This is a genomic window from Deinococcus sp. AJ005 (assembly GCF_009017495.1).
Taxonomy (GTDB): domain Bacteria; phylum Deinococcota; class Deinococci; order Deinococcales; family Deinococcaceae; genus Deinococcus.
Map to the genome: position 1 here is coordinate 978,132 of NZ_CP044990.1, position 18,072 is coordinate 996,203.

The window sequence follows — 18,072 nt, forward strand, 5'->3', positions numbered from 1 at the left end:
AGCGCGCCGTTCTCACGGTGGGCCTGTCTCTGATCGTCTACCCGTTCAGCCGCACGCCTGCCACCGTTGCCAGCATGCGGAAGGTCTGGAACAGGTGATAGGCATTCTCGCTGCTCCAGCCTACCGTCACGGCGTCTACCCTCGTGATGTCGGGAATGCGGGCGCAGGCGTCGGCGCGGGCCTGGTGGTCAAACGCCATCTGGCACGGCGCGGGCCAGCGGGTGGTGTAGGGCTGGGCATTCTTGGCCGCACGCACGGCCTGTTCGGCCCCCTCGCGGATGCGTTTCTGGGCCTCGGCAGGGTGCAGGTGAATGGCGGCATAGGTACTCAGCCCCTCCTTGACCGCCACTGTGACCACCTGTTGGCCCAGTTCGGCGCTGATCTCGGCCATCGCCACGTCGTCGCCGCAGGCAAAAACCACTGGAACGTCGTAATGCCCGGCCAGCAGCGCATTGATGCCGTATTCCCCGGTGTCAATACCGCCGATTCGCACGTTGCGGATAAAGCCGTTCCAGGTGTGTGCCAGTGGGCCAAGCGGACTTCCGGCGCGGGCGTGGTAACCCACGAACAGCAGCGCGCCCACGCCGTCTTCCTGCACGCCCTGCACCATGCTCAGCGGTTTGTCGTTGCCGCTGGTAAAGCGCACCTGCTGGGGCAGCAGCTCGGGGATCAGGTTCCGCATGGTGTCGTGGCTGTCGTTGATCAGCACGTCCGTCGCGCCGCCCATGATCGCGCCCTCGGCGGCAGCGGCGGCCTCACGCGTCATGCGCTCGCGGGCCGCCTGATACTCGGTGCCGTTGACCAGCCCGCCAAATTCCGGTGGGCTGACCTGCACCCACGACGCCACCCCGCACACACCTTCCATATCCACGCTGATGACCACTTTCACAGGTGTCGCCTCATGTGGCGCAGTGTAGAGGGGTTGCGGGGTGTGGGTTGTCGGTTGTGGGAACAGAGGATGCGGTACGCGGCGCACGGGATGCGGAAAAAAAGGGGCCAGCGTTCTTTGATTACGGCGTTGCAGAGCTTTTCTCCCTTTCCGCTCGTGGGTGACTCGCAGATCTACTGAGCAGAGTGCTGGCATAAGGGGGCAGTTCAGCAGCGAACTCGCTTTCGGAAGACCGAAGCCACTCCATCTTCAGCGCTTGATGCTGTACTGGGAGCAAAGCAGGCCATTCAGGCTTTTCCCACCGCCCACAACCGACAGCCCACAACCCCGCCCACCGTGAACCGCGTCCCCGAACCATCAAAAGAGGCATGCTAGCCTCAGCCCTTATGAGCCGCGTTTCCCTGAAATCCGCCCGCGAGATCGAGGCCATGCGCCGCGCGGGGGCGCTGGTCGCCGAAACCTTCCGCGTTCTCGATCCTTTCGTCAAACCCGGCGTCACCCTGGCCGAACTGGACCGTATCGCCGAGGAACATATCCGTAAGGCCGGGGCCATTCCCGCCTACCTGGGCTACGGCCCGCGCAACAATCCTTTTCCGGCCACCATCTGCGCCAGCGTCAACGAGGTGATCTGCCACGGTATCCCCGATGGGCGCGTGCTGCTGGACGGCGACATCATCGGCGTGGACATCGGTGTGCTGATGGGCGGTGTATACGGAGATGCCTGCTTTACCTACACGGTGGGCAACGTCACACCAGAGGTTCAGGCGCTGGTGGATACCACCCGTGAATCTCTGAATGCCGGCCTGGAAGTGGTGCGCCCGAATGCCCGCACGGGCGATATCGGCCACGCCATCCAGACCCTGGCGGAAGGCCGGGGGTACGGCGTGGTGCGCGAGTACACCGGTCACGGCATCGGCAAGCGGCTGCACGAGGAACCCACCATCTACCACCACGGGGCGCGCTACACCGGCCTCAAATTGCAGCCCGGCATGGTCTTTACCATCGAGCCGATGATCAACCTGGGCCGCCCCGAGACCCGTCTGCTGGCCGACGGCTGGACCGTGATCACCGCCGACAAGCAACCCAGCGCCCAGTTTGAACACACGCTGGTGGTGACGGCGAAGGGCCATGAAATCCTGACCCTGTGACCCGGCAACCTCTGAACATCAAACCTCCCAGCCCGCCAAAGTTTCCGCGCGGCGGGTTGCGGACCCTCGCGTCGTCCGATTTAGAGGATGAATCGGTCTATCGGGGCGGCGTGATCGAGGGTCTTTCGCTGGACGCTGGCACGCTGCAAACCGTGTCTTTCGAGGGCGTCGTCTTCCGCGAGGTCAACCTGAGCGGCGTGGCGTGGAACCTCATTCGCCTCAAAGATGTGCGCTTCGAGGGTTGTGACCTGAGCGGCGCGAAATGGACCGAAGCGGCGCTGGAACGCGTGCAGTTCACCGATTGCCGCCTGACGGGCCTGCAACTGCCGGGGGCCGTGCTGCGCCACGTCCGCCTGACCCGCGCCCTGGCTCCGCTGTCTCTGTGGCCGGATGTGGAGGCAAAGCACCTGTGGCTGGAGGACTGCGATCTGACCGAAGCCGTCCTTATGGACGCCAAACTGCCCGGCGCAGTCTTCAGAAATTGCGTGCTGGGCAAGACCGAGTTTCACGGCGCGGAGATGGACGGGGCCGATCTGCGGGCCTCGGCGCTGGCGGGGGTGCGGCTGGGGCTGCGCGAACTGGTGGGTGTGACCCTCGAACCCGTCCAGCTTCTGGATCTGGCGCACCTGCTGGGCGTGCGGGTGGAAGAGTTGCCGGATCAGGTTTAGGTTCGCAGCCTCCGTTCGGGCAGGAGGATGCAGGGATGGAACGGCCCAGCAGCAGTGACGCAGCCGTTCTGTATCAGCCTGTCATCAACTGCCCGGTTCACACTATGAACATGCACCTGACCCTGCTGCCCATTTTGCTGACCTCGCTGCTGCTGGGCGCTGCGCCGCAAGCCATGGCAGGTCCGTCTACAGCAGGATTGTCTATAGCAGCAAAGGTGCCCACCATCCTGAGTTCCATTCCTGCCGAGGAGGGCATCTATGCCCAGGTCACTGCCGCGCAGCAGAACGCGGGCGTCACGGTCTTGCAACTGCGTGGTGTGCCCGGCGGCCAGCAACTTCCGCCGCTGCGCGTAGGCCAGTGGCCTGCAGGCGTTCAGGCCGGGCGTCTTGCCGGTGCCGTGCTGCGTGTCAGCGCCGAGCGGGAGCCGGATGGCGGCAGCATCTCTCTGACCCTCACGCGGGGCGGCAAGGACCGTCCGCTGTTGACCCTGCTTGCGGGTGTGCGTCCTGCCGATCCCCTGGGCCTGGGTCTCTCGTTCAAGAAGGTCACCGCCAGCAGCGTGATCCTCCAGAGTGCCGATCAGCCCGCACAACAGCGCACGGTGCGTCCGGGGGATCGGGTGACCCTGACGTCCCCGCAAGGCAAGGTCTGCGTGCAGGTATACGCCATCATGCCCGTCCGCGCCGATTTCTCAGAACGGGGTGCGCCACCGGTCATCACGGGATACCGCGTCACGCTGGGCCTGCTGACGCCGGACCCGGCCACCGACTGTGCCTGATTTCGACTATGTCTGATACGGCTTCCGATTAGAGGGTGTTGAAAAACCCATAATCCGAGCTGAGCGAAAAGGAGAAAAACGGGTGCTGGGCGTGGAGGGAACGGCACTGTTCCGATTCCTGCACGAAACAAACGGAGTCCGTATGATTCGTCGGCCCGCCACCCCCACAAGCAGCAATTGACCCCCACTTCTCGCGGGGGTCAACAGGTCAGTCTTTAAAAAATTTCAGCGCACCGTCCGCAGGAATTCCAGCAACTCTGCCGAGGGCGCCTGCTCGGTGGCGGTCTGCTGGCGGTCACTCTGGAGGGCGTCGAACAGCGGCACAGCCACCTCGTCGGCGTGATCGTCATGCATCTGTTGCGCTGTCGGGGCCGAGGTGGGCCGGGTGGCGTTCAGGGTTGTGACGCCGTTGTTGTTGCCGCTCCAGTAACGGGTAAAGGAGAGGGTCAGGTTGCCCCAGTCGTCCCAATCGCGGAGCGGGGCGGAGTAGACCGGCTTGGGATTCCCGCTGTTGTCCCTGTCGAACGTGACGTCGAACTTCACCGGCTTGGCGTCGATCACGCCGTCGAAATTCCAATCGACATCAAAGGCCCCGCGCCCCAGCCCGCCGCGCTCGTCCAGTGCATTCTCGTTCAGGACAGCGCTGGAGCCGTCCGAGTAGTCCATCTTGAAGTTGTCCGAGCATGGCCCGCCCGGCAGGTCACAGCGGTTGAATACCCCCAGCTTTTCGCGAGTCACCTTCCCGGCGTTGTAAGCCCACGGCAGCTCTGCGCCCTTCTGGTTAAAAGTCTGCGGCAGCCCGTTGAGCTGGTAGGCGTAATTCATGATGCTGAGGTAATTGGGCTTGTAGTTCGGGCCGTTCTCAAAGCCGCCATGCCGCAGCCCCAGGTTGTGTCCAAGTTCATGCATCAGGGTCGCGGCCTGAAAGTTCACCAGCAGGTTCCGGCGGTTGAGGCTCAGATCATCGAGGGCAAGGCCGTCGAAGCCAAAGTCCCCCAGCGTCACGATCAGGTCGTTGCCGTTGATCTCGGCGTACCCGCTGCTGCCCGCCTTGCCGTCTGCCTGCTGACTGTTGGCGAACAGGACATAGTGAAACAGGTTGCGCCGCAGCGCGCTCTGGTTCTTGGCCTTGATGCTGTAGATTTCAGAGCAGCCGCCAGCGGCCTGTTCCTTCGTGGGTTCGATTGTCGTACACGCCTGAAACGCGACTGCGTTGCCGCCGCCAAGGTTGTATTTGTTCCCGTACAGCGTGCCGGTATCGATATGCACTGCAATGTTGCGGGCGGCAAACACCTTGACCAGTTTGTCCAGCGCCGCCTCAAGGGGCGTGGTGGCCTGGTCCTGGGAGGGCATGTAATCTATTTCCAGGAACAGGTCGCGCACGCCCGCCCTCGCGCCCAGCGCGTAGACGTCCAGCGCCCCATACTTCATGCCCGGCGCTTCGGCCATGTCCGGGATACCGTCCAGATCGAGGTCGGCGGCCAGCGGCGCGATGTTATTGGGTCCGAAGGGCGTCAGCCAGTCGTTCGCCGTCCAGTCGGAGGCGGTGTCGGTATCGGCGAGATTCAGAGCGCGGCTCAGCGCCCTTCCATACCTGTTCTCCCCGATCTGGAGCGGCAGGGCATTGGCCCCCTTCCAGGCCCCTGGGGTCAGCGGCTGGGCGGTGTTGTCGCCGAAGCGCACCATGTCCACCGTCGCGCCCTGGCTGGTCAGTTCCACGAAGCCGCTGTCGAACCAGTTGGGAATCCAGTCGCCATCGTGGACATAAATCTGCTTGGCTTCCTTGGTAATGTTGTCGGCAAATGTGGAGACGCCCTGACCGCCGATCAGGATGTACTCGCCCGGTTCGATCATCAGGTCCGGCAGCGGGTAACTGCGGGGCTTGAGTTCGTCGTCGTAGGGGGCCACCCGCTGGCTGCTGTACGCCCGCACCTGATAGTTCTTCAGGTTGATCGCCTTGTCCGTGCCGTTGTAGACTTCCATCCACGCGGCAGAGTCGCTGAAATAACTGGTGCTGATCTCGCTGATCCGCAGGTCGCTTGTGGCCACGGTGGTGACGGGCGGTTTGGAGGGTTCGGTGACCACCGGGGGCTTCTCAGGTTCCGTAACAACAGGCGAATTCTGCTCACTGCAAGCGGCGAGAAGCAGCGACAACGTCAATGGAAGGGCCAGAATACGGGTATATTTCACGGATTCTCCTGTCTAGAAACCAGACTGTAATTAAGAAAGACGAAAAGACGACGAGTTTCGGCCAAACACAACCACAAATGTACTCCGACGAAGGATCTGCCCCTATTTCGGCTCTCCTGGTCACTGCGTTGCGGCTTGCGGCCTCACTTTACATCAAATGTTCATCTTCACAATAGCTCGGCTAGATTTGACAGAAGTGTGCCTTCCACCCTCTACAGCGGGTTGGAAGACCGGATGTCATATTTATCGAGTCCAGCACCCGTCCGGGCAATCTGGACATCATGGCGTCTATTGGCGAAATCAGTGCTGCCGCAGCCGGGCGGGCGGGGCCATCCAGAACAGCTTAAGTTCGCACACGTACAGCCAAAGCCTCGAAGCGCTCTCCCAGAAAATGCCCCTGCGTCAGCATCCGGTCTGCGGGGGCGTGGTGCTGGGCCAGTGCCCCGGCCACGCCGTCGCTGATCAGTTTCAACTGTTCGCGCAGCAGTTCTTCGGCGTCCTGGCCCCGCTCGTTCAGTCGGGTACGGGCGGTGGGAGTCAGGTTCAGGTAGGCGCGCAGGGTGGCGGGCAGATACTCGTTGCGGGCCTGCCGGATCAGGTAGGCGCTGTGGGGGTCCAGTTCCTCGGCTGGCGTGTCCTGAAGGCGGCACAGCAACGCCAGCGCGTACAGGCGGTGCGGTTCGGGCAGGCGCAGGGCCAGTTCGGCGGCGCTGTCGGGAGCCGGGGGTGAAGTGTCAGGCGTAGTGGTCTCCAGGACATCCAGACGCAGAAGCTCCAGCCGGTGGCGGTGGATCATCTGGCGGCGTAGCAGCGGAAAGGCAAACAGGCTGCCAAAGAAAAATAGGGGAACCAGAACTTCTTCCACGTTTGAAACCTCCTGTCAGTTGGGCTTCACGCTATCCGCTCGCCCTCCGCTGCGGCGTCCGTCCAAAGGCGGAGACTGGCAGGCCAGCGCAGGAGACACCCGCCGGGGGAATTGCCCACTGGACCGCCGTCGCCTAGACTCCGGGTGATTCAGTTCCTGGAGGAACCCCAGCCTTGGAAACCCTGCGCGTCTCTGCCACTTCCCGCCCCAACGCCATCGCCGGAGCCATTGCGGCCCTGCTGCGGTCCCAAGGCAGCGTGGAAATTCAGGCTATCGGCCCCGCCGCCGTCAACCAGACAGTTAAGGCGCTGGCGATTGCGCGCGGTTACCTCGTGAACGACGGTCTGGACCTGTGTGCCCAGCCGGAATTCGTCAAGCTGGACGTGCAGCACGAGGAACGCACCGCGCTGAAATTCAGTGTGCTGGCGCAACCTCTGGCGGTTCCACTGCCCATCTCCGGCGCAAAGTAGGGCCTGCTCCACGTAAATTCAGCGCCTCCCAGCTCTCATGAAACCTGAGTGGGGTACGCTAAGATATAGAGAGCGAAATCTCTGATTGAGGCTCGCTCTCTTTTTCACTTATGACTGGCCGGACCCGTTTCAGGGCCGCGCCCCACTTCCCGGAGGAAGTTCCCTATGTTTCTTGGCCCCTACACCATCCCGATCATCATCGTGTTCGTGGCATCCCTGCTGATTCAGGGTTACCTGAGCCGCACCTACAAAAAGTGGGGACAGGTCCGCAATGCCCGTGGCCTGACCGGCGCGGACGTGGCCCGCATGATGCTGGACGACGGCGGCCTGCATGACGTGAAGATCATCGCCGTTCCCGGCAACCTGACCGATCACTACGATCCTGGCAAGAAGACTGTCAACCTCAGCGAGAGCGTGTTTGGCGTCGCCAGCGTCGGCGCGATGGCGGTGGCCGCCCACGAAGTCGGCCACGCCATGCAGGACAAGGTACGGATGCCCGCGTTGGTGCTGCGCGGCAAGATGGCCGTGCCCCTGAGCCTGGGCATGAATCTGGCCCCGTGGCTGCTCTTGGCGGGCATCTTCCTGAAGCTGTCGGGCCTGCTGTGGCTGGGCGTGATCCTGTTCGGCGCGGCACTGATCTTTCATGTGGTCACGCTGCCCGTGGAATTCGATGCCAGCCGCCGGGCGCTGGTCTACCTGGACAGCCGGGGCCTGAACGGCACGGTAGAAGGCCAGGACGGAGCGAAGAACGTGCTGACCGCCGCCGCCCTGACCTATGTGGCCGGATTCGCGATGGCCCTAGTGCAATTCCTGAACATCCTGGGGATTGCCCGCAGCCGGTAGCACCAACCCACGCACAAATAGAGGCGTCCTCCAAACGGGGCCGCCTCTTTGCTTGGCTTGATTTCTTAGACGTTGAAGCCGAACATCCGCATCTGGCGTTTGCCGTCCTCGGTCATCTTGTCCGGTCCCCACGGCGGCGTCCACACGAATTCCACGTTCACGTTCGTTACGCCGTCCAGGCGGGCCACGGCCATCTCGGCGTCGGCGCGGATCAGGTCCTGCACCGGGCAGCCCACGCTGGTCAGGGTCATGGTGATGTCCACCAGACCGCCTTCCTGCACGTCCACGCCGTAGATCAGGCCCAGGTCCACCACGTTGACGGGGATCTCGGGGTCCTTGACGATCTTCAGGGCCTCACGGACCTGCTCTTCGGTGGGCAGGCCGCCCAAAGGGGCGGGGGTGGCCGTCACGTTCTGTTCGGTCTCGCTCTCCATCAGCTCGCCTCCCCTTCGGTGGGCAGGCCCGCTTCGGCCCAGGCCATCGTGCCGCCGCTCAGGTTGACCACCTTGCTATAGCCGTTCTGCATCAGGTACTCGCCCGCCTGCTTGCTGCGTGCGCCGCTGCGGCAGATCATCACCAGTTCCTTGTCCTTGGGCAGTTCCGAGAAACGGCTTTCCAGCTCACTCAGGGGCAACAGCGCCGCACCCTGGGCGTGAACCTCATCGTATTCGCTCTGCTCGCGCACGTCCACGAGCATTGCGCCGTTCTGTACGCGCTGCTGTCCTTCTTGTGGGGTCACTTCTTCCATAAGGAGCAGCATAACCGAGTCCTCTGGGCGGAATGTGCCCCTCGCCAGAAGCTGTGGCCTATCCTGCGCCTATGCCCCTGCCCGAAGGCGTGACCGTGATCGACCTGCGCCCCCCCGAACTGCGTTTTGCCCAGCCACTGGAAAAGCTGACCGCGTTGCCCGTTCTGGCTGTTTCTTTGCAGCAGATCGAGGACGGCGCGCATGGTCTGACTCCACAGACGGGGTCGCTGCTGGTGATCTGCGAACGGGGCGTGCGCTCCGGGCTGGCGGCGAAGTATCTGCGGTCCGATGGGCTGGACGCCGTTGCCTATCCGGGCGGGGTTCCGGCCCTGCTGCGAGAAGTGGGAAGCGGTTAAGTCCGGCGTCGGCTGACCCTCTACACTGACCCCCATGTCTGCTCCCACTCCCGCCCGGCCTCAAAAACTGCCCCCCGGCTTTATCTCCGCCGATGATGTGTTGCACGAACGCCTGAGTGCCCCGGAGACCCGGCGGCTGGAACTGGAATACGGCAACGCGGAATTGCTGTACGGGCTGGGCATTCTGGGCGTGGCCGGGCCGTTCGCACGCGTGACCCCCTGGGAACTGGAAGATGAGGACGGCGTGCGCCGCATCAACGCCAGCGGGTACGCCGCCACCCCCTTTGGCGAGATGCCCCCGGTGCTGACTGAGTTTCTACATCAATTTCTGGATAAGAACCGCTCAATGGGCCTGCCCCAGCAATCCAGCGCTCCGTGGCGCGCGGCGCTGGAGGCCAATCTGATTCGCCTGCTGGCCCGCGAACTGCCCAGTCACGCCGACTCCCAGGTGTTCTTCTGCTCCAGCGGCACCGAGGCGGTGGAGGGCGCGCTGAAATTTGCCAAGGCGTTTCGCCCCACCTCCAAATTCCAGATCTCGTTCGGCAGTGCCTACCACGGCAAAACCCTGGGCAGCCTGAGCCTGACGCCCAACCCTGAGTATCAGGACATCTTCCGCCCGCTGGTACCGGGTGCATTGACGGTGCCTTACGGTGATCTGGATGCGTTCAAGGCGCTGATCCGGCGTGTGGGGGCCGATAAGATCACCTGCGTGATCGTCGAACCTATTCAGGGCGAGGGTGGCGTCAACATTCCCCCACCCGGCTTTCTGAGTGGCCTGGGCGAATATTGCCGCAAACACGGCATTGTGGTCATTGCCGATGAAATCCAGACTGGGCTGGGGCGCACCGGTCACTGGTTCGAGTCGGCGGCGCAGGGGCTGGACCCCGACATCATCACCCTCGCCAAGCCGCTGGGCGGCGGGATGACGGCGGTGGGCGCGACGATTGCCCGCCACGACATCTACAAGAAAATGCTGGGCGGCCTGAGCAGCAAACGCCACAGCAACACCTTCGGCGGCGGCGCATTGTCGATGGCGGTGGGCCTGAAGTCGCTGGAATACTTGATTGAGAACGATCTGCCCGCCCGCAGCCTGGAACTGGGCCGCGTGGGGCTGGAGCGCTTGCAGGCCACCCAGCTCAAGTATCCCCGTTTGCTGCAAGAGGTGCGCGGTCAGGGTCTGTTGCTGGCGATGCAATTCCAGCCAATGCTGGGCGTGCCGCTCCCCGGCGTGTTGAAGGAACTGGTCTTTGAGGCCACGGCCCTGCTGGCCCTGCGTGAGCTGCACGAATCCGGCGTGATGGCCAACCTGAGCCTGAGCAGCAAGCGCACCGTGCGCCTAACCCCCGCGCTGGACATGCCCCGTGACGTGTTTGACACCATGCTTGACCGGGTGGACAGCTTTGCGAAGCGCCGCCCCATCTCGCGTGATCTGCTTACCGGAACGCCACCTGTCCTGATTGCCAGACTGGCGAAGTTTGCCGCAAGCAAGCCCAAGAAACGCACGCCCAGCGACGGCTGAGACCCTGGGCGTGCCAACACGAATCCAGAACACTTACATCCTGAGCATTCCTTTACGAACGTAGATTTTCTCACGTTCAGACTGTGGCTTGCGCTAATCTTCGGGCATGTGGCCATTCGGAAAAAATACAGCGGACCGTGTGAAAGACGCCTTCAAAGAGCAAGCCATGTTGAAGGATCTGGATTTGCAGGTTCAGGAGAAGGGTGGCAACGTCACCGTGATGGGGATGGTTCCTAACAGCCACTACGAAACAGTGGTCAAGGTGGTGGCCGAGGGCATCAACGGCGTCAAGTCGGTGGACACCAGTGGCCTGATCGCCCAGGAAGTGCCCCAGCAGGCCCAGGCGGAAGCCCCCCAGGATGCAGGCCCCAGCGCCTCTGCCAATACCGTGTCCTCTGGCCCAGCCAGTGTGCAGACCGAAATTGCCCCTACCTCCAGCAGCAAGCCAGCCGCCGCCTCCAGCATGGACGCGGAGATCAAGGAGATGGAGGACCGCAGCAAGATCGCCAAGGCCGTGCATCAGGCCATCCGCAACAACGGCGAGCTGAAGGACGATCCCATCGACGTGCTGCAAAGCGGCAAGAGCGTAATCCTGCGCGGCGTGGTGGACAGTGAACACGAGCAGCGTCTGGCCGAGAAGCTGGCCCGCGAAGTGGCTGGCGTGTCAGGCGTGGACATCAGCGGCCTGCGCGTGGCCGAGGGCGCCAAGGAACTGACCAAGGAAAAGGATCAGGAGACCGGCGATACGGTCTACACCGTGCAGTCCGGCGACACGCTGGGTGCAATTGCCCAGAAGTACTACGGCAACGCCGCCGAGTACAAGAAGATTGCCCACTACAACAACATCAGCAACCCCGATCTGATCAAGGTGGGTGACCAGATCAAGATTCCCGGCTGAGCACCGCTGGGTTAGGAGGCCGCCTCCGAGATGGGGCGGCTTTTCCTTTTCCCATCATTATCACGTCCTGATATCGGACACTGATAGTGAGGATGGAGGCTAGAGCTATGGATGTGAATCTTTTCAAGGGTAATCTCGATCTGATCCTGCTGAGTGTGCTGGAGCGGGAGGGCGGTTACGGGCAGGACATCGCCAAGCGCGTGGATGCGCTGACCGACGGGCAGATCAGGCTGAACGCTGGGAGCCTGTATCCGGCCCTGCACCGCCTGGAACGCGCCGGATTTCTGCAGACCCAGCATGCGCGCGGTGGGCCGCCCGTCAAGACCTACCTGCTGACCGAACTGGGCCGCACTGAATTGTTGCGCCGCCGCGAGGGATACGCTGCTTTTGACCGTGTGCTGCGGAGCCTGTGGTGAAGTCTCCCGGCGCAGTGGAGGCCTATCTGAAGCGTGCCGTCTGCCTGTTGCCGCCCCACATCCGTCAGAACGTGCGGGCTGAACTGCACGCCAACCTCTACCAGACCATGCTGGATGCTCGCACGGGGGGTCTGGTAGAGGCCGATGCCTGGGCAGCTTCACTGTGTCAGCAGGGTTCGGTGTGGTGGCTGGCCCTGAATCTGGCGCGAGTGCATACGCTGGGGCTGGGTTTGCGCGTGTTCCTCGTGGGACTGGCGCTGGGTGGGGCGGCCTACGCGGTTAGGGCAGAAGTCCACACTGTCCCCACGGCGCAGGAGGCCCGGCCATGAGCAGCCGTCTGCTGAGGCTGTGGCGTGACTGGGCCGCCCCTGTCGTCTTCGCGCTGCTGTTCACGCAGTTTGGCGCGAGTTCGGTGGGCGTGGACGGGTCCAGCATGATGCCCGCGCTGCGTCACGGCGAACGCCTGCTGCTGCCCACTGCCGAGGGCTGGGCGCACCGACTGGGGCTGGGCGAATATCACCGGGGCGACATCGTCGTGTTCAAGCCGCCGCCCGAGGCGAAGTACGAGTGGCGTGGCGATTACCGGGGAATGCCGCTGCTCTGGCGCTACCGCCCGTATCTGGTCAAGCGTGTGGTGGGCGTGCCGGGCGACACGGTCAGCATTCGCGCCGGGCAGGTCAGCGTGAACGGCCAGCCGCTGCCAGAGGCGGAAACGCATGAGTACTGGAATACCTTTTGCCCCGACACCAGTAGCTCTCTCGCCAACAGCGTCGCGGCTTCGCCCACAAGCATGGACGTGTCCAGCGTGAGGGTGCCTCCCCACCATTACTTTGTGATGGGCGACAACCGCAGCCCCGGCGGAAGTCTGGACAGCCGCGCTTTTGGCCCTGTGCGTGGGCAGGACATCTCGGCCCGTGCGATGGCCAGCGTGTGGCCGCTGGTCCGTAAGGTGATGGCCACTCCGCCCTGCGACGGCGGTCCGCAACCTGAACAGCGCGTGAAGTTTAGTGGGCAGGAGGAATGGAATCCGCGCCTGCTGTTGCCCTGAAGCCCCCGGCAACCTGTGTTTATTCCCGCTACCGACGGCACGCCGCTATGGTCCTCACCCTCCTTCCCCCTTTCGGCGGACGCCTTCCTGACACCGCCTGCCGTACCTTCGTCGCATGATAGTGCGGATGAGGCCAGAACAGATTCAGGACAGGCGGCGCGGGGGCGTGCTGTCCGATCTGCTGGACCCGCACACCTACCGCGCGGCGCTGTACATCCTGCTGGCGCTGCCAATGGGCGCGTTCACGGCGGGCCTGATCACGGGGGGTGTGGTGGGCGGCCTGCTGACCCTGGCCTTTCTGGTGGGCGCGGCTTTTTTGCTGGGTTCGCTGTGGCTGGTGGGCGGCCTGGGTGACGTGCAGCGGGCGCTGGCGGGGGTGCTAGGTGTAACCTTCGCGCCGCCGCCCCTGCTGCCCCCACACCGGGGCACGCTGGCGTGGCTGCGTGGCACGCTGGCGGACCCGATGACGTACCGGACGCTGCTGTTCCATGTGGTGCAGTTGCCGCTGGCCGTGATCTGCTGGGCGGTGCTGGCCGTGTTGCTGACGCTGACGCTACTGGGGCTGCTGTCGCCGCTGTGGCCGCTGTATCCGCAAACGTTCCCGGTGGTCTGGGGCGAGCAGACGCTGCTGCCCAGTCCGCTGGCTGTCGCCGGGTTGGTGGCGCTGGGGCTGGGCGGCCTGCTGATCTCGGCAGGGGTGCTGAACCTGATGGGCCGGATGTGGACCCGGCTGGCGGTGGCCTTGCTGTCGCGTGATCCCGGCTATGAGGCCGCCCGCCGCGAGGTGGTGGCCCTGCGACGCGCGGCAGGCCGAGTGGCCCTGGGCGACGATCTGGAGGCCACCCTGACCGATCTGACCGAACAGGCGCGGGCCGCCAGCACGGCGCTCTCGGTGGCCCTGACCGCGCCGGATGGCACGTTGCGTGCGCTGAGTGGCCCGCAGGGGCCGGGGCTATCTGGCCCGCTGGACCGCTCGCCGTCCCAGGGTGAGGCGGACGTGCGCCTGGTTCAGGGCGGCGGTGCGCTGGCCACCCTGCCCGTCACGCTGTCTGCCTCGGCGGGTGCCCTGGAGGGAGGAACCTTGCGCGCCCTGTACCCGGCAGGCGTGCGCCCCGGCGCGGATGAATTGGCCTTCCTCCTCAGCATCGCTGACCACGCCGGGACCGCGCAGCACGCCGCGCAACTGATCGAACGGGCCGGGGCGCGGGCCGGGGAGCAGGAACGTGCCCGGCTGGCCCGCGAGCTGCACGACAGCGTGGCCCAGGCGCTGTACGGCATTTCGCTGGGCGCGAAGACCGCCCGCGCCACGCTGGACCGCGATCCAGAACGCACCCGCGCCAGCCTGGACTACACCATCCGGCTGGCCGACGGCGGCGTCTCGGAGATGAAGGCCCTGCTGTTCAGCCTGCGCCCGGACGCGCTGGAGGAAGGCGGGCTGGTGGCCGCGCTGTCGCAGCACGCCCACGCGCTGGAGGCCCGCCACGGCCTGACGGTTCACGCCCGCCTGGACCACGAGCCGTCGCTGACTCCCGACGCCCAGGCCGCCGCCTACCGCGTGGCCCAGGAGGCGCTGCACAACGTCGTCAAACATGCCCGCGCGCAGAACGTCTGGCTGGCTGTGTCTCAGGACGGCCCAGCCGTGACCGTCAGCATCCGCGACGATGGGCGCGGCTTTGATCCCACGGCTGCCGGGCGCGGCACGCTGGGCCAGCGCAGCATGCGCGAGCGGGCGGCAGGGGCGGGCGGTACGCTGGAAGTCAGGAGTGCGGCGGGCGAGGGAACCGCCGTCACGCTGCGCCTTCCCGCCGCTCAACCGGTTCTCTCCAAACCCGCAGAGGTGGGGGCATGACCGTCAGCCCCGGCACCCGGCCCCTGCCCCCGGTGCTGTCGCGCATGGCGCTGGGTCTGCTGATCGCCGGGGCGGGGGCGCTGCTGACGTGGCTGGGCATAACCGTTAAACCCACGCCGGGCATGGGGGCCGAGACCACTCCGGTCAGCGTGGCACTGGACGGGCCGTTACAGGGTGATCTGGCGCGCACAGCCACCCTGAAGATCGACGGGGACCGCACCAACCTCAACCTGGGACCGCTGCCTGCCGGGAGCGCGCTGGTGGTGGGCGGACAGGTGACCCACCGCGCCCGCAATCCGGTGCAACTCCGGGCCAGCCGGGAAGGGGGGCAACTGGACTTCGGGCTGACCCTGCGGGTGCAGTCGCTGGACCGCCCCGGCGTCACCGTCGCCTCTCCCGAACCTGTGCAGCACGTCATCGACCTGAAGGCCAGCCGCAGCATTCCGCTGACCCTGAGTACCCGCACCCTCAGCGGGGATCAGGCCCTGAACCTCTCATTCCTGCGTCTGCGGGCGCTGAATGTCCGTAGCGTCAGCGGCGATCAGGTGGTCACGCTTCCGGCGCAGGCGGGCGGGCCGTTCGCGCTGGTCAGCACTTCTGGCGATATTGCCGTCACGGCTCCCGGCGGCACAGTTCCCGGCGTCGCGGCCCCCGAGGCGGTGCGTGTCAACACGGTCAGCGGCGATCTGAGGCTGAATCTGTCCGGGGTCAGAACGGGCACGCTGGGAGCTGGGACGGGCAGCGGCGGCGTGAAACTGACGCTGCCTGCTGCCTTCTCACGCGGCACGGTCACCACGGCCAGTGGTGATGTGGCGGTCACGGCCCTGGCGGGTACGCGCGGGAACCTGGACATCCGCACCCAGAGCGGCGATGTGGTGTTGCGCGCCGCCCCTGGCCTCAAACTGCGCGTGCGCTTCACGGACCGCGAAACACTCAGTCTGCCCGCCAGCATGCCGCCTGCCAGCGCCCCCGATCTGGACGTGTTTATCGACGCACCAGGGAACAACTTCAGCCTCGAACCCCTGCCCTGACCCCTCGTCCCAAAGGAGAATCATCATGTCCACCCCAACCAACTCCAACCCAGCCGTCCGCGTCCTGCTCGTCGATGACCACGCCGTCGTGCGCCAGGGCCTGCGCCTGTTTCTGGGCCTGGACCCCGACATCGAAGTCGTGGGCGAGGCAGGCAATGGCGAGGAAGCCCTGGCCGAGGCGCAGCGCCTGAAACCCGACGTGGTGGTCATGGACCTGATGATGCCCGTGATGGACGGTATTACGGCCACAAAGGCTCTGCGCCGCGCCCTGCCCGATACCGAGGTCATTGCCCTGACCAGCACGCTGGAAGAACACAAGGTCAACGGCGCAATCGAGGCCGGGGCGATTTCCTACATGCTCAAGGACGCTTCCAGTGACACGCTGGCCGACGCCATTCACGCCGCCGCACGCGGAGAGGTCCGGCTGCACCCGGAAGCCGCCCGCCGACTGGTCCGCGACTTCCGCAGCGCCGAGATGCGCGAGACCCTGACCCCCAAGGAAACCATCGTGCTGCAATTGATCGCGCGCGGCCACAGCAACCGCGACATCGCCGCCGATCAGGGGGTCAGCGAGGCCACCGTCAAAACGCATGTCTCCCGCCTGCTGAGCAAGCTGGAGCTGGAAAGCCGGACGCAGGCGGCACTGTACGCGCTCAAGCATGGAATTGCCAGTCTGGATGGGTGACCTGGTTCCGCGTAGATCAGGACGCTTTGGAAAATTGGGGAGGGCGTCTGGTGCCCTCCCTGAGCATTTACTCCAGCGTCACCAGATAGTCATACAGATCCGGCCCGCCAGCGTGCGCTTCCACTTCCGCCCCATCAAACTGCTTGCCGATGCGTTCAGCCAGCGCGTCCAGATCAGCCTGCGATTTCTGCGGGCCACCGAATACGGTGATGATCTCCTGCCCGGCGTAGGCGTCGCCCAGCATCTTCAGCACGCTGTCTTCAGGACTGCCCCCAGCCTGAACCAGCTCATCGTCCTGCAACCCGATCACGTCGCCCTCGGCAATGTCCAGCGTCTCGCCCTTTTTGGTGGTGATGTTGGTGGTGCGGCTGGCGCGGGTGACTTCAAAGGTGGTCACGGCCTGGGACGCTTCGGTCATGGCTTCCTTCAGCTCGTCGGCGGGAATGTCGGGCTGGAAGGCGAGGGCCGCGCCCATGCCCTGCCCCAGCGTGCGGGTGGGGATCACCACGGCGCGGCCTTCCATCAGTTCCATCGCCTTCTCGGCGGCCATCAGCACGTTCTTGTTGTTGGGCAGCACGATCACGCGCTCGGCGCTGACGCTGCGGACGGCGTCCACGATGTCCTGCACGCTGGGATTGGCGGTCTGCCCGCCAGACACGATGCGAGCGCCCAGACTGCGGAACAGCTTAACCAGCCCGTAGCCGTTCGCCACCGCCACCAGCCCGGAAGGCGGCAGCTCCTCCTCGGCGCGGGCGGTGGCTCCGGCCATACCCAGAATCTCGGTGTGCTGCTCGGACATGTCTTCCACTTTGGTCTTCAGCATCTTGCCGTAGCGCCCCACCGTTGCCAGCAGTCCATCTGGCTCGTTGGTGTGGATGTGGCCCTTGACATAGCCCTCCGCGCCCACCACCAGCAGGCTGTCGCCGAAGGGGCTGACCAGCTCGCGGATGTCCTCGATGGATTTGGTGGACTCGGACATCAGGAACTCGGTACAGAAGCCGAATTCCTCGTTCTCGAAACTCTGGGCGGCGTACTGGGTAATTTCGGGCGCTTCGGGCAACTCGTCGCCGCGCAACTCGGCCAGCATGCCCTGCACGATGTACAGGTAGCCCTGACCGCCGCTGTCGATGACCCCGGCCTGCTTCAGCGCAGGGAGCATCTCGGGCGTCTGGTCCAGCAGTTCCTGACCCTTGAACAGCGCATTTTCCAGCACCATGTCCACGCTGTCGCCCTTCGCGCCCTCCGCAATGCCACGCGCCACGGTCAGGATCGTGCCTTCCACGGGCTTCATCACCGCGCCGTAGCCGCTTTTCTGGGCGGCGTCGAAGGCGCGGATCAGCGTGGGGGCGTCCACCTCCTGCTTATCCTTGATCACTTCTGCAAAGCCCTTGAGCAGTTGCGAGAGGATCACGCCGCTGTTGCCGCGTGCGCCCAGCAGCGCGCCGTAGCTGATGGCGCGGGCCACCCCGGCCATGCTGCTCACGTCGGCGGTGTCCAGCTCACGGCGCACCGATTGCATGGTCAGGTGCATGTTGGTACCGGTGTCGCCGTCCGGCACGGGATAGACGTTCAGGGCGTTGACTTCCTCGCGGTACACGCCCAGCCAGTCGGTGGCGTAGCGCAGCATGCGGGCCAGATCAGCAGGCTTCAGGGTCTGGATGTGCTGGTTG

At 64.8% G+C, this 18,072-nt stretch carries 20 protein-coding genes; 14 read left to right on the top strand and 6 right to left on the bottom strand.

The window, feature by feature from the left end; all coding sequences use genetic code 11:
- Positions 1 to 37: 37 nt before the first annotated feature.
- On the bottom strand, positions 38 to 889 hold the full coding sequence (locus DAAJ005_RS06610; RefSeq protein ID WP_151846416.1) for a M55 family metallopeptidase: 852 nt from the start codon (positions 887 to 889) through the stop codon (positions 38 to 40).
- A 386-nt stretch (positions 890 to 1,275) separates the two neighbouring features.
- On the opposite strand from DAAJ005_RS06610, the gene map reads away from it, so the two are divergent.
- From map to DAAJ005_RS06625, 3 genes are read left to right on the top strand one after another with little or no spacing between them, the layout of a single operon-like run.
- Positions 1,276 to 2,037: a type I methionyl aminopeptidase gene (gene map, locus DAAJ005_RS06615; protein WP_192930889.1), complete on the top strand. Its 762-nt coding sequence runs from the start codon at positions 1,276 to 1,278 to the stop codon at positions 2,035 to 2,037.
- A complete protein-coding gene (locus tag DAAJ005_RS06620) occupies positions 2,034 to 2,705 on the top strand; it encodes a pentapeptide repeat-containing protein (protein ID WP_151846418.1) in 672 nt (223 codons plus the stop codon). Before map ends, DAAJ005_RS06620 begins: the two co-directional genes overlap by 4 nt.
- Before the next feature lie 35 nt (positions 2,706 to 2,740).
- Positions 2,741 to 3,484 (top strand): hypothetical protein, encoded by a 744-nt coding sequence (locus DAAJ005_RS06625; RefSeq protein ID WP_151846419.1) that lies wholly within the window; start codon positions 2,741 to 2,743, stop codon positions 3,482 to 3,484.
- Positions 3,485 to 3,709: 225 nt separating this feature from the next.
- Here the strand turns inward: DAAJ005_RS06625 and DAAJ005_RS06630 are convergent, their stop codons facing one another.
- Positions 3,710 to 5,674 (bottom strand): lamin tail domain-containing protein, encoded by a 1,965-nt coding sequence (locus DAAJ005_RS06630; protein ID WP_151846420.1) that lies wholly within the window; start codon positions 5,672 to 5,674, stop codon positions 3,710 to 3,712.
- Positions 5,675 to 6,017: 343 nt separating this feature from the next.
- A complete protein-coding gene (locus tag DAAJ005_RS06635) occupies positions 6,018 to 6,539 on the bottom strand; it encodes a hypothetical protein (protein WP_151846421.1) in 522 nt (173 codons plus the stop codon).
- 173 nt (positions 6,540 to 6,712) lie between these two features.
- Between DAAJ005_RS06635 and DAAJ005_RS06640 the strand changes: the two genes are divergently transcribed.
- Positions 6,713 to 7,009: a stage V sporulation protein S gene (locus tag DAAJ005_RS06640; protein ID WP_151846422.1), complete on the top strand. Its 297-nt coding sequence runs from the start codon at positions 6,713 to 6,715 to the stop codon at positions 7,007 to 7,009.
- Between the two features lie 165 nt (positions 7,010 to 7,174).
- Positions 7,175 to 7,852, top strand: coding sequence for a zinc metallopeptidase (locus DAAJ005_RS06645; RefSeq protein ID WP_151846423.1), 678 nt, complete (start codon positions 7,175 to 7,177; stop codon positions 7,850 to 7,852).
- 65 nt (positions 7,853 to 7,917) lie between these two features.
- Here the strand turns inward: DAAJ005_RS06645 and DAAJ005_RS06650 are convergent, their stop codons facing one another.
- Both DAAJ005_RS06650 and DAAJ005_RS06655 read right to left on the bottom strand, forming a co-directional pair.
- The gene (locus tag DAAJ005_RS06650; protein ID WP_151846424.1) at positions 7,918 to 8,286 is read right to left on the bottom strand and encodes a metal-sulfur cluster assembly factor; all 369 of its coding nucleotides are present in this window, start codon (positions 8,284 to 8,286) and stop codon (positions 7,918 to 7,920) included.
- The gene (locus DAAJ005_RS06655) at positions 8,286 to 8,600 is read right to left on the bottom strand and encodes a rhodanese-like domain-containing protein (RefSeq protein WP_226342607.1); all 315 of its coding nucleotides are present in this window, start codon (positions 8,598 to 8,600) and stop codon (positions 8,286 to 8,288) included. Before DAAJ005_RS06655 ends, DAAJ005_RS06650 begins: the two co-directional genes overlap by 1 nt.
- A 71-nt stretch (positions 8,601 to 8,671) precedes the next feature.
- Between DAAJ005_RS06655 and DAAJ005_RS06660 the strand changes: the two genes are divergently transcribed.
- The 9 genes from DAAJ005_RS06660 (at position 8,672) to DAAJ005_RS06700 (ending at position 16,402) form a co-directional block, all read left to right on the top strand.
- The gene (locus tag DAAJ005_RS06660; RefSeq protein WP_151846426.1) at positions 8,672 to 8,956 is read left to right on the top strand and encodes a rhodanese-like domain-containing protein; all 285 of its coding nucleotides are present in this window, start codon (positions 8,672 to 8,674) and stop codon (positions 8,954 to 8,956) included.
- A 34-nt stretch (positions 8,957 to 8,990) separates the two neighbouring features.
- Positions 8,991 to 10,475: an aspartate aminotransferase family protein gene (locus tag DAAJ005_RS06665; RefSeq protein WP_151846427.1), complete on the top strand. Its 1,485-nt coding sequence runs from the start codon at positions 8,991 to 8,993 to the stop codon at positions 10,473 to 10,475.
- 106 nt (positions 10,476 to 10,581) lie between these two features.
- A complete protein-coding gene (locus DAAJ005_RS06670; protein ID WP_151846428.1) occupies positions 10,582 to 11,373 on the top strand; it encodes a LysM peptidoglycan-binding domain-containing protein in 792 nt (263 codons plus the stop codon).
- Positions 11,374 to 11,480: 107 nt separating this feature from the next.
- Positions 11,481 to 11,789 carry a PadR family transcriptional regulator gene (locus DAAJ005_RS06675; RefSeq protein ID WP_151846429.1) on the top strand — a complete coding sequence of 103 codons (309 nt, stop codon included), beginning with the start codon at positions 11,481 to 11,483 and terminating at the stop codon, positions 11,787 to 11,789.
- Complete coding sequence (locus DAAJ005_RS06680) at positions 11,783 to 12,118, top strand: hypothetical protein (RefSeq protein ID WP_151846430.1); 336 nt, start codon at positions 11,783 to 11,785, stop codon at positions 12,116 to 12,118. The genes DAAJ005_RS06675 and DAAJ005_RS06680 overlap by 7 nt, the downstream gene beginning before the upstream one ends.
- Positions 12,115 to 12,837 carry a signal peptidase I gene (lepB, locus tag DAAJ005_RS06685; protein WP_151846431.1) on the top strand — a complete coding sequence of 241 codons (723 nt, stop codon included), beginning with the start codon at positions 12,115 to 12,117 and terminating at the stop codon, positions 12,835 to 12,837. The genes DAAJ005_RS06680 and lepB overlap by 4 nt, the downstream gene beginning before the upstream one ends.
- A 127-nt stretch (positions 12,838 to 12,964) precedes the next feature.
- Positions 12,965 to 14,686, top strand: a complete 1,722-nt coding sequence (locus tag DAAJ005_RS06690) for a sensor histidine kinase (protein ID WP_226342608.1) — start codon at positions 12,965 to 12,967, stop codon at positions 14,684 to 14,686.
- Positions 14,683 to 15,717 carry a DUF4097 family beta strand repeat-containing protein gene (locus DAAJ005_RS06695; RefSeq protein ID WP_151846433.1) on the top strand — a complete coding sequence of 345 codons (1,035 nt, stop codon included), beginning with the start codon at positions 14,683 to 14,685 and terminating at the stop codon, positions 15,715 to 15,717. The genes DAAJ005_RS06690 and DAAJ005_RS06695 overlap by 4 nt, the downstream gene beginning before the upstream one ends.
- Before the next feature lie 25 nt (positions 15,718 to 15,742).
- Positions 15,743 to 16,402: a response regulator transcription factor gene (locus tag DAAJ005_RS06700; RefSeq protein WP_151846434.1), complete on the top strand. Its 660-nt coding sequence runs from the start codon at positions 15,743 to 15,745 to the stop codon at positions 16,400 to 16,402.
- Positions 16,403 to 16,469: 67 nt separating this feature from the next.
- On the opposite strand, the gene DAAJ005_RS06705 is transcribed toward DAAJ005_RS06700, so the two are convergent.
- Positions 16,470 to 18,029, bottom strand: a complete 1,560-nt coding sequence (locus DAAJ005_RS06705) for a DAK2 domain-containing protein (RefSeq protein ID WP_192930932.1) — start codon at positions 18,027 to 18,029, stop codon at positions 16,470 to 16,472.
- Between the last annotated feature and the right edge of the window lie 43 nt (positions 18,030 to 18,072).